At 49.5% G+C, this 14261-nt stretch carries 15 protein-coding genes and 1 riboswitch; of the genes, 11 read left to right on the plus strand and 4 right to left on the minus strand.

Annotated elements, in window-relative coordinates:
- Together JDF658_RS08865 and sigE are read left to right on the plus strand one after the other, a co-directional pair.
- On the plus strand, positions 1 to 760 hold a 760-nt coding region (locus tag JDF658_RS08865), incomplete at its 5' end, for a sigma-E processing peptidase SpoIIGA (protein WP_079907276.1).
- Position 761: 1 nt separating this feature from the next.
- The gene (sigE, locus tag JDF658_RS08870) at positions 762 to 1487 is read left to right on the plus strand and encodes an RNA polymerase sporulation sigma factor SigE (protein WP_079907277.1); all 726 of its coding nucleotides are present in this window, start codon (positions 762 to 764) and stop codon (positions 1485 to 1487) included.
- A 52-nt stretch (positions 1488 to 1539) separates the two neighbouring features.
- Here the strand turns inward: sigE and JDF658_RS08875 are convergent, their stop codons facing one another.
- The 3 genes from JDF658_RS08875 to JDF658_RS08885 all read right to left on the minus strand — a co-directional run bounded on the left by JDF658_RS08875 (position 1540) and on the right by JDF658_RS08885 (position 3766).
- On the minus strand, positions 1540 to 2061 hold the full coding sequence (locus tag JDF658_RS08875) for a hypothetical protein (RefSeq protein WP_078664594.1): 522 nt from the start codon (positions 2059 to 2061) through the stop codon (positions 1540 to 1542).
- 262 nt (positions 2062 to 2323) lie between these two features.
- A complete protein-coding gene (locus tag JDF658_RS08880) occupies positions 2324 to 2842 on the minus strand; it encodes a hypothetical protein (RefSeq protein WP_079907278.1) in 519 nt (172 codons plus the stop codon).
- Between the two features lie 93 nt (positions 2843 to 2935).
- The gene (locus JDF658_RS08885) at positions 2936 to 3766 is read right to left on the minus strand and encodes a C39 family peptidase (RefSeq protein ID WP_079907280.1); all 831 of its coding nucleotides are present in this window, start codon (positions 3764 to 3766) and stop codon (positions 2936 to 2938) included.
- Between the two features lie 190 nt (positions 3767 to 3956).
- On the opposite strand from JDF658_RS08885, the gene JDF658_RS08890 reads away from it, so the two are divergent.
- The 5 genes from JDF658_RS08890 (at position 3957) to JDF658_RS08910 (ending at position 10433) form a co-directional block, all read left to right on the plus strand.
- Positions 3957 to 4811 carry a formate/nitrite transporter family protein gene (locus JDF658_RS08890; protein WP_079907281.1) on the plus strand — a complete coding sequence of 285 codons (855 nt, stop codon included), beginning with the start codon at positions 3957 to 3959 and terminating at the stop codon, positions 4809 to 4811.
- Positions 4812 to 4828: 17 nt separating this feature from the next.
- A complete protein-coding gene (gene nuoE, locus JDF658_RS08895; RefSeq protein WP_242946641.1) occupies positions 4829 to 5314 on the plus strand; it encodes an NADH-quinone oxidoreductase subunit NuoE in 486 nt (161 codons plus the stop codon).
- The gene (nuoF, locus tag JDF658_RS08900; RefSeq protein ID WP_079907285.1) at positions 5311 to 6957 is read left to right on the plus strand and encodes an NADH-quinone oxidoreductase subunit NuoF; all 1647 of its coding nucleotides are present in this window, start codon (positions 5311 to 5313) and stop codon (positions 6955 to 6957) included. The genes nuoE and nuoF overlap by 4 nt, the downstream gene beginning before the upstream one ends.
- A gap of 12 nt (positions 6958 to 6969) precedes the next feature.
- On the plus strand, positions 6970 to 9654 hold the full coding sequence (fdhF, locus tag JDF658_RS08905) for a formate dehydrogenase subunit alpha (RefSeq protein ID WP_079907287.1): 2685 nt from the start codon (positions 6970 to 6972) through the stop codon (positions 9652 to 9654).
- Positions 9655 to 9881: 227 nt separating this feature from the next.
- Positions 9882 to 10433 (plus strand): FmdE family protein, encoded by a 552-nt coding sequence (locus tag JDF658_RS08910; RefSeq protein WP_079907289.1) that lies wholly within the window; start codon positions 9882 to 9884, stop codon positions 10431 to 10433.
- Positions 10434 to 10887: 454 nt separating this feature from the next.
- On the opposite strand, the gene JDF658_RS08915 is transcribed toward JDF658_RS08910, so the two are convergent.
- The gene (locus JDF658_RS08915; protein ID WP_079907294.1) at positions 10888 to 11253 is read right to left on the minus strand and encodes a DUF5362 family protein; all 366 of its coding nucleotides are present in this window, start codon (positions 11251 to 11253) and stop codon (positions 10888 to 10890) included.
- A gap of 143 nt (positions 11254 to 11396) precedes the next feature.
- Positions 11397 to 11579, plus strand: a riboswitch (cobalamin riboswitch).
- A 237-nt stretch (positions 11580 to 11816) separates the two neighbouring features.
- Here JDF658_RS08915 and JDF658_RS08920 point away from each other — a divergent pair.
- The 4 genes from JDF658_RS08920 to JDF658_RS08930 form a co-directional block, all read left to right on the plus strand.
- Positions 11817 to 12632, plus strand: a complete 816-nt coding sequence (locus JDF658_RS08920) for an EamA family transporter (RefSeq protein ID WP_079907290.1) — start codon at positions 11817 to 11819, stop codon at positions 12630 to 12632.
- Positions 12633 to 12735: 103 nt separating this feature from the next.
- On the plus strand, positions 12736 to 12924 hold the full coding sequence (locus JDF658_RS14615; RefSeq protein ID WP_200805663.1) for a hypothetical protein: 189 nt from the start codon (positions 12736 to 12738) through the stop codon (positions 12922 to 12924).
- Positions 12925 to 13219: 295 nt separating this feature from the next.
- Positions 13220 to 13417 carry a hypothetical protein gene (locus tag JDF658_RS14620; RefSeq protein ID WP_200803456.1) on the plus strand — a complete coding sequence of 66 codons (198 nt, stop codon included), beginning with the start codon at positions 13220 to 13222 and terminating at the stop codon, positions 13415 to 13417.
- A 45-nt stretch (positions 13418 to 13462) separates the two neighbouring features.
- On the plus strand, positions 13463 to 14261 hold a 799-nt coding region (locus tag JDF658_RS08930), incomplete at its 3' end, for a DMT family transporter (RefSeq protein WP_079907292.1).

Genomic DNA, 14261 nt, shown 5'->3' on the forward strand with positions numbered 1-14261 from the left:
CCCCTATCCGGCTCGCTGGCGGGCCTGGCTGGGGGCGGGGCTGGGGGCCCTGGCCAGTTTAGCTTATGCCTTCTTCAGTCAGTCGCCCTGGCTGGTAGTCCTGGAGAAGTTCGGGCTCTCCCTGCTCATGGTAACGGTGGTCTGGTATCCCTGGTCTTCCTGGCGGCAGTTGCTGGGACAGCTGATCCATTTTTATCTGGTCTCCTTTGCCCTGGGGGGCGGGGTACTGGGCCTGCTTTTCTGGGCAGAAAGGCAGGGGACAGCCTTTACAGACCGTTTGTGGCCGATATTCAGCGCCCTGGCCTGGGCCTTACCCCTGATGGCGGTGCTGGGCTGGCTCTGGGGCCTTTGCCAGCCTTTGCTCACCTTGCGTCAGGCTGCCCGGCGGGCCTATCAGCGGCTGGTACGAGTGGCGGTGGGAGAGCAGGTGGTGGCCTGTCAGGGCTGGCTGGATAGCGGCAATCACCTGGTGGAGCCCTTAAGCGGCTGGCCGGTGCTGGTGGTGGAAAAAGAGGCAGTCAAGCAGCTTTTGCCTGAGCGCCTGGACCAGCCCGGCTGGGAAACCCGCTGGCGCTGGGTGCCTTTTCAGGGCCTGGGGCACCAGCAGGGCCTTTTGCCGGCTTTTAAACCCGACTGGGTGGAAATAGAAAGCGCAGACAGGACGGTGCGCAGTCAGCGTTTGCTGGTAGCGATTTATGAAGGGAGTCTGGGCGAGCACTATCAAGCTTTATTACCAGAGAGAATAGAGGAGGGGATTTAGCGTGAGCTGGTGGCGCAAACTGAAATGGAGATTGTATTTATGGATTTTACCCTGGTTAAAACGCCTGGGCTTGTTGCGGCCCGTCCATTATATTGGCAGCAGCGAAACTCTGCCGCCGCCTTTAGCCCCTGAAGAAGAAGCCTATTTGATTGAACGCCTGGAGGCAGGAGACCAATCCGTCAAGGAGATTTTGATTGAACGCAATTTGCGCCTGGTAGTCTATATTGCCCGCAAGTTTGAAAATACCGGTATCGGAATTGAGGATCTGGTGTCCATTGGCAATATCGGCTTGATCAAGGCGGTCAATACCTTTGTGCCGGAAAAGAAAATCAAGCTGGCTACCTATGCTTCCCGCTGCATTGAAAACGAAATCCTGATGTATCTGCGCCGCAACAATAAAACCCGGATTGAGGTTTCCTTTGATGAACCCCTGAATGTGGACTGGGATGGCAATGAATTATTGCTTTCCGATGTGCTGGGTACGGAAAATGACAGTATTTATAAGCAGCTGGAAGATGAGGTGGACCGCCATCTGTTGCAGCTGGCCCTGGAGAAGCTCAGCGGACGGGAGCGCAAAATCATGGAACTGCGTTTTGGTCTGGAAAACGGGCGGGAAATGACCCAGAAGGAAGTGGCTGATCTGCTGGGGATATCCCAGTCCTACATTTCCCGGCTGGAAAAGAAGATTATCAAGAAGATGAAACGGGAAATTTGCCGGATGGAGTGACAGAGAAATTTATCTATGAGAGATGACCTTCCTGCTCAGGCGGGAGGGTTTTTTATTGCCGGGGTAGCCATCTGACCATCCATCTGCCGTTAACTCTGACGCAGCTCCAGGGTTCATTAACTTCTTTGACAATCCGTCCATCGCTAAACTTATCAGTATAAGTAACATAAACAATGGCATGATTACCTGAAAGAACTTCAAAATTTCCCACTTGAAATTCAAGCAATTTTACATAGTTAACTCTATCCATGGACTGTTTAAATTCAGTATACGACATATCATCCGGCACCTGATAAACTTTGTACATAGCTTTCCAGTCTCTACGTTTAGCGGCTTGCAAATACTGCAGGACTACATCTCGAGGGGTTTTGCCATCAATATCAACAGTTGCCAGGGTGATAATATCTTCTTTGGCTTTTTTCAATTCATCCTGTAAAATCCGGACCTGTTCTTCGAGATAGGTTATATCTGATTTGAGCTGGTTAATTTCCCTGTCAGGTTTTGTGGACTGAGGGTTTTGCTGGCAACCGGAAATCATGGTTAATAACAGGAGAAAAAGGAATAATCTTTTCATTGTTCTATCCTCTCCTCATCCATATACTTCTATTTTATTTAAATGATGCTTTTTTCTAAAATTATTTGACTGAGGTTAGACCTTTACGGGCTATTCGGTAATATTACAGCCCTCCGTCAAAGAGGGCTGTTTTTTGGTCTTTCTACTGAAAATGACAGTTGGAACTAAACATGTTCTAAAACGTCATGCATTTTGAGAAATGTTCATTTCTAACTGACATTGATTCCTGGAATTACACTGTCAAATAGATCTGGAAACGACATTATTGCCGGGGTAGCCATCTGACCATCCATCTGCCGTTAACTCTGACGCAGCTCCAGGGTTCATTCACTTCTTTGACAATCCGTCCATCGCTAAACTTATTAGTATAAGTAACATAAACAGTGGCATTATCACCAGAAAGAACTTCAAAAGAACCCACCTGGAAATCGATGAGTTTTATACCAAGTTCAACCATTTCTTTTTTGTATTCAGTATACGACATATCATCCGGCACCTGATATACTTCGTACGCAGCTTTCCAGTCCTGGTGTTTTTTTGCTTGCAAATACTGCAGGACTACATCTCGAGGGGTTTTGCCATCAATATCAACAGTTGCCAGGGTGATAATATTTTCTTTAGCTTTTTTCAATTCATCCTGTAAAATCCGGACCTGTTCTTCGAGATAGGTTATATCTGATTTGAGCTGGTTAATTTCCCTGTCAGGTTTTGTGAACTGAGGGTTTTGCTGGCAACCGGAAATCATGGTTAATAACAGGAGAAAAAGGAATAATCTTTTCATTGTTCTATCCTCTCCTCATTCATATATAAAAAAATGAATTACACACGTCAATAGATTTTTAGTTGCCGTGTGTACGAACTTCTCTATCTGCAATTAATAAGAAACATTATAATACTGTTTTCCACTGTCAAAATATCCTTTTGCCGCATTATATAGGTCATTGAAAGTTACTGTATGATAGCCGGTATAACTGGAGTTAGGATTGGGATCAACGATTCTTACAGTTGAAATGCTTTTTACCGGCTGTCCGGTGCCATCATCGATATATTTGGTCAGAGCATCTACAACAACATAATGTTGTGAAGCATGGCCGTTATAATATGGCAAATATTTTGTTTGTACCAATACCAGTACGGGTTGCTTTGCGTTAAAGATGTTGCTATCTATTATATTCCAAAGGATATCATAAGCACCACTACTACTGTCAATTCTTTTTACTGTCCAGCTGTGGATGGAACTCAGATAGTTATTAAGAACATTTCTTATATTTACAGTGTTTGAGCCGTTATCATTTGTACCTATTTGATCTGCTAGTGTTTGCTGTTTTTGATATTCAGTACTACCTGATACACTGCTATATTTACCATTATAATCAATAATCTGTAAGGCTGAAGCAGGGCCACACCAGGTACTGTAAAGTTGTTTATGATAAGGGACATTTAAAATTTTTGAAACTGGATATGTCCATTGAGGAGTAATGCTGGTTTGGGCTTTTAAATTTTTGGCTTGCTGTTCAATATATTTAAGTACCTGTTGATACTTTTTGGCTTCTTCTTTATTTAGCTGTTCGATTTGGGCAGGTGTTAACGAATCTGCCTGATTGTTAATCATAGTTTCATCAACGATTTGTGATTCAGCAAGAACAGGCATACTAAATCCAAATGTTAAAATTGCTAATAAACAAAGGATAAATATTTTTTTCACATATTATCCCCCTTTCACTGTTTTTCAGGGCGCCCTAAGCAAATTATAGATTACCAGGAAAAAAAAAATCAACCAATACTTTCCGCCAAATTTCGCTTAGTTTCCCGATATTCTGACACTTTACTTCACTAATACAACAGACCAAAATCAGACAAACTAAGCGAGAACAAAGAACGAGAGGAGGAAGTTCATGGCTGACCATCCCAAATTGAGTGTGGATATCCTCACCCCTGATGCGGTTACCGAGAAGGCGGAGAGTATCGGGGTGAAAAAAGCCAAAAACAGCCTGCGCAGTACGGTGATGCTGGGGATTCTGGCCGGAGCCTTTATCGCTCTGGCCGGGGAATTTTATACCATGGCGGTGTTTCAGGCAGAAACAGGATATAGTATTTCCCGGTTACTGGGCGGTCTGGCCTTTTCCCTGGGCCTGATTCTGGTGGTGATCACGGGAGCGGAGCTGTTCACCGGTAATACCCTCCTGGTCATCGCCTATATGACCCGCAAAATCACCCTCAGGGACCTGTTGCGCAACTGGGTGCTGGTCTATATCGGCAATTTCATCGGTGCCTTTGGGGTAGCTCTGCTGGTATATTATTCCCAGCAATATGCGGTGAAGGACCATTTCTTTGCGGTGGAGTCCCTGAAAATCGCCTTTGGCAAGCTGAAATATGATTTTCTCACCCAGGTGATCCGGGGTACCCTGGCCAATATGCTGGTGGTTCTGGCCGTCTGGTTGACCTATGCGGGCCGCACCCTGTCCGACAAACTGCTGGCCATCATCTTTCCCATTACCGCCTTTGTCGCCTCCGGCTTTGAACACAGTATCGCCAATATGTATTTCCTGCCTTTTGCCTGGCTGGTCAAACATGTACCGGCGGTACAATCTGCCTGGCAGGCGGCCGGGGCCCCGGGGGACCTGGCCAGCTTGACCTGGGCAACGATGTTCTGGAAAAACATTTTTCCGGTCACCATTGGGAATATTATTGGCGGAGCCGTTTTTGTCGGACTGGCCTACTGGTTTGTTTATCTGTACAAGCGAGTATAGTCGAGGAGGGAGCGAGTTTGGCAATACCGATCCCACAGGAAGACATCTCCAGGCTGATCGAAAAATACCGGGGCAGTGATGGGGGGCTAATCCCCCTTTTGCAGGAAGCTCAGGATCAGGTGGGGTATTTGCCCCGGGAGGTGCTGGAACAAATAGCGGCAGGGCTGGGCCTGTCCCTGGCCAAGGTGCTGGGGGTAGCGACCTTTTACTCTCAGTTTCATCTGGAACCCCGGGGCAAAAATATCATTCGCATTTGTATGGGCACGGCCTGCCATGTGCGGGGGGCACCGGCGGTGCTGGCGGCCTTGGAGAAGGAGCTGGGCATTAAACCGGGAGAAACCACGCCGGATTTGCAATTCACCCTGGAGTCAGTGGCCTGTATTGGGGCCTGTGGCCTGGCCCCGGTTATCACTGTCAATGATGATACCCACGGTAAGATGACTCCGGAAAAAGTAACGGAAGTGCTGGCCCAATACCGGCAACAGGAGGGAATGGAGCAGTGAAGAAAACCATTTTGATCTGTGGCGGAACGGGATGCGTTTCCTCCCGTTCCCGGCCGCTGTTTGCGGCTCTGAAACGGGAACTCATCGCCCGGGGGCTGGCGGATAAGTTTCAGTTGAAATTCACGGGCTGTCACGGCTTTTGCGAACAGGGCCCCCTGGTTTTAATCGAACCCGATGATATTTTCTATTGCCAGGTCAAGCCCCAGCAGGCGCCAGACTTAGCAGCTGCCCTGCAGGCAGGGCGGGTGGCTGAAGAGTTACTTTATACCGTACCGGAAACGGGGCAGAAGGTAAAAACCCGCCATGAGGTACCTTTTTACCAGAAGCAGCAACGATTGGTATTGGCCCGCTGTGGGCTGATCGATCCGGAAAATATCGAAGATTATCTGGCCAGTGGGGGTTACCAGGCTCTGGCTAAAGCTCTTACTATGGCCCCCGAAGAAGTAATTGCCGAAATCAAAGCTTCTGGCCTCAGAGGCCGGGGTGGGGGCGGTTTTCCTACCGGAACCAAGTGGGAGATTACCCGGAATGCTCCTGGCACCAAAAAATATGTGGTTTGCAATGCTGATGAAGGAGACCCAGGGGCCTTTATGGACCGCAGCATCTGTGAAGGGGACCCTCATGCTGTTATTGAAGGCATGTTGATTGCCGGTTATGCCATTGGGGCTGACGAGGGGTACATATATATCCGGGCCGAATATCCCCTGGCTGTCAAACGTCTGGGGATTGCCCTGCAACAGGCTGAAGCTAAAGGTTATCTGGGGGAAAATATCCTGGGCAAAGGTTTCAATTTCCGCATTAAAATCAAACAGGGTGCCGGTGCCTTTGTTTGTGGGGAAGAAACAGCCCTGATTGAATCCATCCAGGGCAATCGGGGTATGCCCCGGCCCCGTCCGCCCTTTCCCGCCGTGAGCGGTCTCTGGGGCAAACCCACCAATGTCAATAATGTGGAGACATTTGCCAATGTCCCCTTGATTATCAACCAGGGAGCGGCCCGCTATGCTGCCATTGGCACAGAAAAAAGCAAGGGCACCAAAGTTTTTGCCCTCACCGGCAAGGTTAACAATACTGGTCTGGTGGAGGTGCCCATGGGCATTACCCTGCGGGAAATCATCTTCGATATTGGTGGTGGCATCCGCGGTGGCAAGAAATTCAAAGCCGTACAAATCGGAGGGCCTTCCGGCGGATGTCTGACCGAAGAACATCTGGACCTGCCTATTGATTATGATTCTTTACTGGCGGCCGGGGCGATGATGGGCTCCGGCGGTCTGGTAGTGATGGATGAAACCACCTGCATGGTGGAACTGGCCCGTTTCTTCCTTTCCTTTACCAGAATGGAGTCCTGTGGCAAATGCACACCCTGCCGGGAAGGGACCACCCGTTTGCTGGAAATCCTGCAGCGACTGGTGGAAGGCAAAGGACAGGAAGGGGATCTGGAGCGGATCGAAAGCTTAAGCCGCAACATTATCGATTCCTCCCTCTGCGGGCTAGGACAATCGGCACCCAATCCCGTCCTCAGCACTCTCCGCTATTTCCGGGAGGAATATGAACTGCATGTGCGCCGGCAGGATTGTCCGGCCGGAGTCTGTAAGCCCCTGGTGCGCATGCGGCATCGGGCCGCCAAATTACAGGCCCAGGCTTAAGGAGGTGAAGCCATGAATCAGATACGTCTGAAAATCAATGGCCAGGAATATACGGTACCGAAAGAATGGACCATACTCAAGGCAGCCCAGAACAATGGCATTTTTATCCCCACTCTCTGCTATGAAGAGGGGTTGCCTATTTTCGGCGGTTGCCGCCTTTGTGTGGTGGAAGTAAAAGGGGCCCGCAAACTGCTGGCCGCCTGCGCCACTCCGGTAGAAGAAGGGATGGAAATTCAAACCGAATCGGAGCGGGTAGTAGAGGCGCGCCGGGAAATTCTGCGTCTGCTCATTGCCAACCATGATTTGCGCTGTCTGACCTGTCCCCGCAATGGTGACTGCCGTTTGCAGGATTACTGTTATCGCTATCAGGTGGAGGATACTCCCTATAAGGACGGGGAAAAACAGGTCTTTCCTATTGATGACACCAATCCCTTTTTCATCCGCGATTATGGTCGCTGTATTAAATGCGGCAAATGCGTTGCCATCTGCGCTGAGGTCAATGGTGCCCATGTCTATGATTTCATGGGCCGGGGCATTCAGACCAAGGTTACATCTGCCTATGATGACCCATTACAGGAAACCACCTGCACTGCCTGTGGCATGTGTGTCAATGTCTGTCCGGTAGCGGCTCTGGTGGAAAAATCCTCCCTCTGGCAGGGTCGGCACTGGGAAATCCGCAAAGTTAAGACTACCTGTTCCTATTGTGGAGTCGGTTGCCAGTTATTTTTGAAAGTCAGGGATAACCGGATTGTGGGAGTAACAGGGGACAAAGCCGGGCCCAACCAGGGCCATCTCTGCGCTAAAGGCCAGTTTGGCTGGGATTATGTCCACTCACCAGACCGCCTGACGCGGCCTTTGCTGCGCAAAAACGGGGAACTGGTACCGGTAAGCTGGGAGGAAGCCCTGGACTATGCTGCCAGCCGATTGCGGGACATTTTGCAGCGGCGGGGCGGCCAGGCCATCGCCGGGCTGGCTTCAGCTAAATGTACCAATGAGGAAAATTACCTTTTCCAGAAACTGATGCGGGCAGTGCTAAAAACCAACCATATTGATCATTGCGCCCGCCTTTGACACAGCTCTACCGTTGCCGGTCTGGCAACAGCATTTGGCAGTGGCGCTATGACCAACTCCATACATGACTTACTGGAAACCCAGGTTATGCTTTTGATCGGGGCCAACACCACTGAGGCCCATCCCGTTACCGGTTACCGCATCAAGCAGGCAGTGAAGCGGGGGGCCAAATTGATTGTGGCCGACCCGCGGCGCATCGAGCTGGTCCGCTATGCTGACCTCTGGCTCAGACACCGGCCCGGTACGGATATCGCCCTGCTTAACGGCCTGGCGCATGTAATATTGCAGGAAAACCTCTGGGATCAGGCCTTTGTAGCTGAGCGCAGTGAAGGCTTTGAGGTATTCCGGCGCAAAGTGGAGGAATATCCGCTGGAACGGGTAGAGAAAATCACCGGCGTGCCGGCGGAACAAATCAGGGCTGCTGCCCGCCTTTATGGCCAGGCGGAACGGGCCTGCATCATCTATGCCATGGGCATCACCCAGCATACTTCCGGTACCCAGAATGTACTGGCTGTCGCCAACCTGGCCATCCTCACCGGCAATGTGGGCCGGCCCGGCACCGGGGTTTATCCCTTGCGGGGGCAAAACAATGTTCAGGGTGCCTGCGACATGGGAGCCCTGCCCAACTACTATCCCGGTTACCAGCTGGTGGAAGCGGAGGAAAACCGGCAGAAGTTTGAAACCATCTGGCGCACTGAGCTGCCGTCTACTCCGGGCCTGACCCTGACAGAGATGATGAATGCCGCTGCAAGGGGCGAGATTGCAGCCATGTATATCATGGGTGAGAACCCCATGCTGGCTGACCCTGATGTCAACCATGTACGCAAGGCCATGGAAAACCTGGAGTTTTTGCTGGTGCAGGATATTTTCCTGACGGAAACGGCCCGGCTGGCTCATGTGGTTTTGCCTGCCGTCACCTTCGCCGAAAAGGAAGGGACCTTTACCAATACCGAACGGCGCATCCAGCGGGTGCACCAGGCCATTAATCCTCCCGGGGAAGCCCGGCCGGACTGGCAGATTATCCTGGAGCTGGCCCGGCGGCTGGGCCATGACTGGCATTATCCCAGGGGCCCGGAGCAGATTATGGAGGAAATCGCCCTGGTCAATCCCCTCTATGGCGGTATCACCTATGCCCGCCTGGAGGAAGGCGGCATCCAGTGGCCCTGTCCTACTCCCGGCCATCCCGGCACTCCTTACTTGCATGCGGAAAAATTCGCCCGCGGCAAAGGCCGCTTCCATGCCGTTGAGCATATTCCGGCCGCAGAGGAACCCGATGCTGAGTATCCGCTTCTGCTCAATACCGGCCGCAATCTCTACCAGTTCCATACCGGTTCCATGACCCGGCGTACCCGGCTGGATCTGATCCGGCCTGAGGAGCTGATGCAGATTCATCCACAGGATGCAGACCGTTTTGGCATCAAGGATGGAGACCGGGTGGAAGTGACTTCCCGGCGCGGTAGGGTGGAAACCCGGGTGCAGGTAACCGATCTGGTGCCACCGGGCATGGTATTTCTCACTTTCCACTATCAGGAGACGCCAACCAATGTCCTGACCAATGCAGCTTTTGATCCGGTCTGCAAGATTCCGGAGTTGAAAATCAGTGCGGTGAAGATAAGGAAATTGTAAGGCTCATAAACAACAGGTTCATCTGAGTCTGATCGCCACCGGAAGCTATAATCTGGTCGGCGTATTTTTTTAATCGCACTCACAGCAAAGGCAAAGAGACCGCCGCTGGCCGAAATGGTGCCGAAAATAATGGACATAATGCCGACAAAACCTGCCCACCTATCCATCTTATTGCTAAATTTTAGCTACAGGTATATAATTTTTCTACAGAATGGAGGGAAGCTGTTATGGAAAGAACGAGAACGCCCTGGGAAAGATGTGTAGAGTTTCACGGCCATGAATGTCCTGGTCTGGCAGTGGGCTACCGGGTAGCGCAAATCGCCCTTAAAGAGCTGGGGGTAGAGCGAGCTCAGGATGAGGAGCTGGTAGCGATTGTGGAAAATGATGCCTGTGGGGTGGATGCTATTCAGGTATTAACGGGCTGTACGCTAGGTAAAGGAAATTTGCTTTACCGGGATTATGGCAAACAGGTTTATACTATAGGGAATAGGAAAAACAGGGAAGCAATCAGAATAGTGGTAAAGAGCGTCGGCTGGCGACAGGAACTGGAAAAGCTGGGGCTTGACCGGGAGGGAAGAATCCGGTTTATACTGGAGCTACAGGAAGATGATTTTTGTACTGTGCAAAAAATTCCACTGGAATTTCCGGAGCGGGCCCGAATCTATAAGTCCTGGACCTGTGCGGAGTGCGGGGAATCAGTGATGGAAGCCCGACTCAGGGTAAAAGATGGTCAGTTTGTCTGCATTCCCTGTGCCGGGGAGTATAATCGTGGCTGGTAAATTTGTATAGTACATGACAGGGAGAAGGCAAAAATTTGCCCTCCCTAATTTTTGTGCGCCCGGCATGGACGTTGTCTATAGGGTGAAAATCCCGAACGGCGAAGGTAGCAGTAGCCGTAGCTTAAGACAGGGTGTCCTCCGTGAGGTGGAATCTGAAGCAGTATTGACGTCAAACTGGTGAAGGGCCGAACACGAACCCTGGGCCTACCGGAGCGAGTAGTCCATATAATGTATAATGGCTAATGCCCGTAAAGGCTACTGGCGTATGTCTCGACAATTAAATAACGCCCTGAACAATGCCTACTGGCATAGTCAGGGCTTGAAGAGTTTAACTGAACGTTATCATCGCATTCGTCAAGCTTGGTGAACCGCCGTATACCGAACGGTACATACGGTGGTGTGAGAGGACGGGGGTTAATCACCCCTTTCTACTCGATTGATTTTTATATTACTGCTAGAATGAATTGGGGCTCATCATGTTCATTGAGGCAACACCGGCAAATATTCCGAAGAAAATCGCCAGGGCTATCATAATCAAATTGATAATGATTAATACTCCTTGAATTTTAAAGTAAGTATTAAGGTTCATAAACAACATGTTCAACTGAGTGGAATCGCCACCGGAAGCGATGATCTGGTCGGCATATTTTTTTGCACCGCGCAGTTTCAGTCCCAGTATTATCGTAATAATTCCAGGAATTGCACCTACGATAAAAGCAAAGAGACCAGCAATAGCTGAAATAACGCCGAAAATAACAGTCATTATACCTACAAAACCTACCCACCTGCTGTGTTGAGATAAAATTTCCCTGTCAACCAAAATATCACCCCATTTACATTTTTTATAATCAGATATATTCTCCCTTTGTTGACAAATTCCTCTTAAGTTCGCCAAAAATGGAAGAAAAATATAGGCCAGGACTGGTAGTACTTGCATTTCCACTGAAACTGTGTTATGATAAAAAAAACATAGCAGGAATGAGTGGTTCCGTATAAACGGAACTGAAAAGGGAAGTCAGTGCGAATCTGACGCGGTCCCGCCACTGTGAAAGGGAGCGACCTCAATTTAGCCACTGGGTTAATCCGGGAAGGCTGAGGGAGCGATGATCTTGAGCCAGGAGACCTGCTCATTCCGTTGGTGACCTGAGCCTGCGCGGACAGGCAGGGGGAGTAAAGGCTTTTTTCTGTGGGCCAATAGTCCTCTGCTTGTAAAGGCAGAGGATTTTATTTTTGCTATCCCATTATCGTCTACCCAGGCGATGTTATTATAGAGGGCGGAGTTGATCCGCCTTTTTCTTTTTTTGCTAATTAGACAGCAAAAAATTAGAAGCGCGACATTATTTTATACTTTATAATTAACTCAAGCGATCTGGAGGTGATAAAATGGATAAGCTCACGCCCGCTCAGATGTGGCAAGCCTGTGTCAAGAGCATGCTCTACGGCTGGACGAGGTTAGGTGGAGCGCCGAGACCCACAGTAGAACAATGGAAATATGCGGTGATTGTCGGCTCGCTTTTGCTTCTGGGCGGTAATGGCGGCGTGGTGTGGGGGGAACAGCAGGTGCCTTCCGGTATTGCTGCCTTGATTATCGCTACTGTACCCCTCTGGATGGCCTTAATAGCCTGGGCCACGGGGGCACGGCCACGGCCGCAGCCCCTGGAATGGCTGGGCTTGATCCTCGGTTTCACTGGGATCCTCTGGCTGATTTCGCCTTCACTGGCCAGTGTTTCGGGGGCGATTAACAGCTATTACTTAATTGTGGTGCTGGCGGCGATCTCCTGGGCCTGGGGCTCTATTTACTCCCGCAAGGCTAACTGGCCTGATTCGGCCTGGCTTGCCATTGGCATGCAAATGCTGGCCGGAGGGCTGGCCTGTCTGGGGGCAAGTATTTTGCTGGGAGAGGCGGGCCGGTTGGACCTGAATGAGGTTACGATGCAGTCCTGGCTGGCTTTTGGTTATCTGGTGCTGTTTGGTTCGCTAGTGGGTTATAGCGCCTACATCTGGTTGTTAAAAAATGCAGATCCCCTCTGGGTGTCAACCTATGCCTATGTCAATCCGGTGGTAGCAGTATTGCTGGGCTGGTTCTGGGCCGGTGAGGAGCTGAATAGCAGCAAGCTGACTGGGGCCGTATTGGTACTGGCAGCGGTTGTGCTAATCAGCATTGAGGGGAACCGAAAGAAGACTGTAAAAAGTGTGTAATTTGTGTAATTAATTTAGGGGGAGGACATGGTTCTGCCCCCCTTTTTTGTGTTATAATAATGTAAAGTTATGGAGACTATTTCATTTTGTTGAGGTGATTATTTTGAGTGATCCTTTTATTGAATATTCCGAGTCAATGGTAGCAACTGTTGCAAAATTATTTGCATTAGAAGGGTCAGCTAAAGAAGTAGCCATACTTGCACATGCGGTTTTAGAAGTTGTACAGACAAATTTTTTGACAATTGGAATGGCGGAACTTATTTTTATACTCTCTATCTGTATTTACCGTTAAACTTATACGTTCAAATAGTAGAAGAAAAAGAAAAAATCCAGGAAAGAATATATGAAAAGTTATTTTCAGTTGGAGTTCCATATAATAATCATTGTTTTGAAAAAGTTTTGATATACCCTCAGGCATCCAATGATTCAAATTGGCGTGATAAAGCAAAAGCTTGGCTGTCAGGAAAAAATATTACAAACCAAGGCAGAGTAAGATCAGATAATATCGCATCGAGAAACTGTGATGGTTTATTATTTAGATCTCAGCCAGAAATTAACTTTATTTTGTTATAATAAAGGATGGCATAATGTTAGTTGTTGAAATAGATGGAGATACAGTTCATCAAGAAACACCAGCTGAGGCACATGCAAGGACAACAATGTTATTGCACGAGGGTGTTTACTTTGAGAGGTTAAAAGCTAGCGAATGTGAAACGGAAGAAAAAGCTTTACAGAGCGCTAAGAAAATTATGAGTGTCTTGACGAAAATTAAATCTACCCGATAATGCTTCTTAATACTTCCAAACCGTACTAAAAATGGAGGCTCGGACATGACTAAATTGCAAGCCAGTTTGCTGGCACTTTTAGGCGGAGCCAGCTATGGCCTCTTGCCCGGTTTTGCCAAGCAGGCCTATGCCAGCGGTGTTGGCACTGGCCCCCTGACTATGACCCAGAATTTGATTGGAGCGATCCTGCTCTGGTTGATCGCTTTGATTGCAGCTAGAGGGCAAAGCAAACCTGACCGCAGGCAAATCCTACAATTGTTGCTAACCGGGGCCCTGCCGGGTCTAACCGGTGCTTTTTATTACTGGGCCCTGGCTATGTTGCCAGCCTCGCTGGGTATCATCCTGCTTTTTCAGTTTACCTGGATAGGGGTTGGATTGGAGTGGTTGTTAACTCGAGAAAAACCGGGCCCCAGTCGCTGGTTGGCCCTGTTTTTATTAGTACCTGGTACTGTGCTGGCGGCCGGGCTTGAGGGCGGGAGCAGCCCGCAATTCCACTGGCTGGGAGTAATGCTGGGTTTTTTATCAGCTCTAACTTATACTGGTTATCTGTCTGCCGCCGGACGGGTAGCAACCTCGGTTTCCCCCTGGGCCCGCAGCGCCTGGATTATTACAGGTGCAACCATAACTACATCGATTTTTTTTAGTTTGTTTCTGACAGGGGATGGAGGGGGAAAAGTGGGGGACCTGTTGTTGTATGGCGGGTTAATGGGCCTGTTTGGGGCTTTGCTGCCTACTGTTTGCTTTGCCTATGGAGTGCCGGTGATTGGCGGGGGACTGGCGGGAATACTGGGGGCAGTGGAGTTGCCGGTGGTGCTGCTGGTATCCCGGTTTTTTCTCGGGGAAC

Origin of the sequence: Carboxydocella sp. JDF658 (assembly GCF_002049395.1) — a bacterium.
Lineage (GTDB): Bacteria > Bacillota.

What these genes read in the sequence shown, in the direction of transcription:
- JDF658_RS14620 (WP_200803456.1), top strand. Translation starts at nt 13,220, where the DNA reads ATGTTAGTTGTTGAAATAGATGGAGATACAGTTCATCAAGAAACACCA.
- JDF658_RS08910 (WP_079907289.1), top strand. Translation starts at nt 9,882, where the DNA reads ATGGAAAGAACGAGAACGCCCTGGGAAAGATGTGTAGAGTTTCACGGC.
- JDF658_RS08920 (WP_079907290.1), top strand. Translation starts at nt 11,817, where the DNA reads ATGGATAAGCTCACGCCCGCTCAGATGTGGCAAGCCTGTGTCAAGAGC.
- JDF658_RS08880 (WP_079907278.1), bottom strand. Translation starts at nt 2,842, where the DNA reads ATGAAAAGATTATTCCTTTTTCTCCTGTTATTAACCATGATTTCCGGT.
- JDF658_RS08890 (WP_079907281.1), top strand. Translation starts at nt 3,957, where the DNA reads ATGGCTGACCATCCCAAATTGAGTGTGGATATCCTCACCCCTGATGCG.
- JDF658_RS08875 (WP_078664594.1), bottom strand. Translation starts at nt 2,061, where the DNA reads ATGAAAAGATTATTCCTTTTTCTCCTGTTATTAACCATGATTTCCGGT.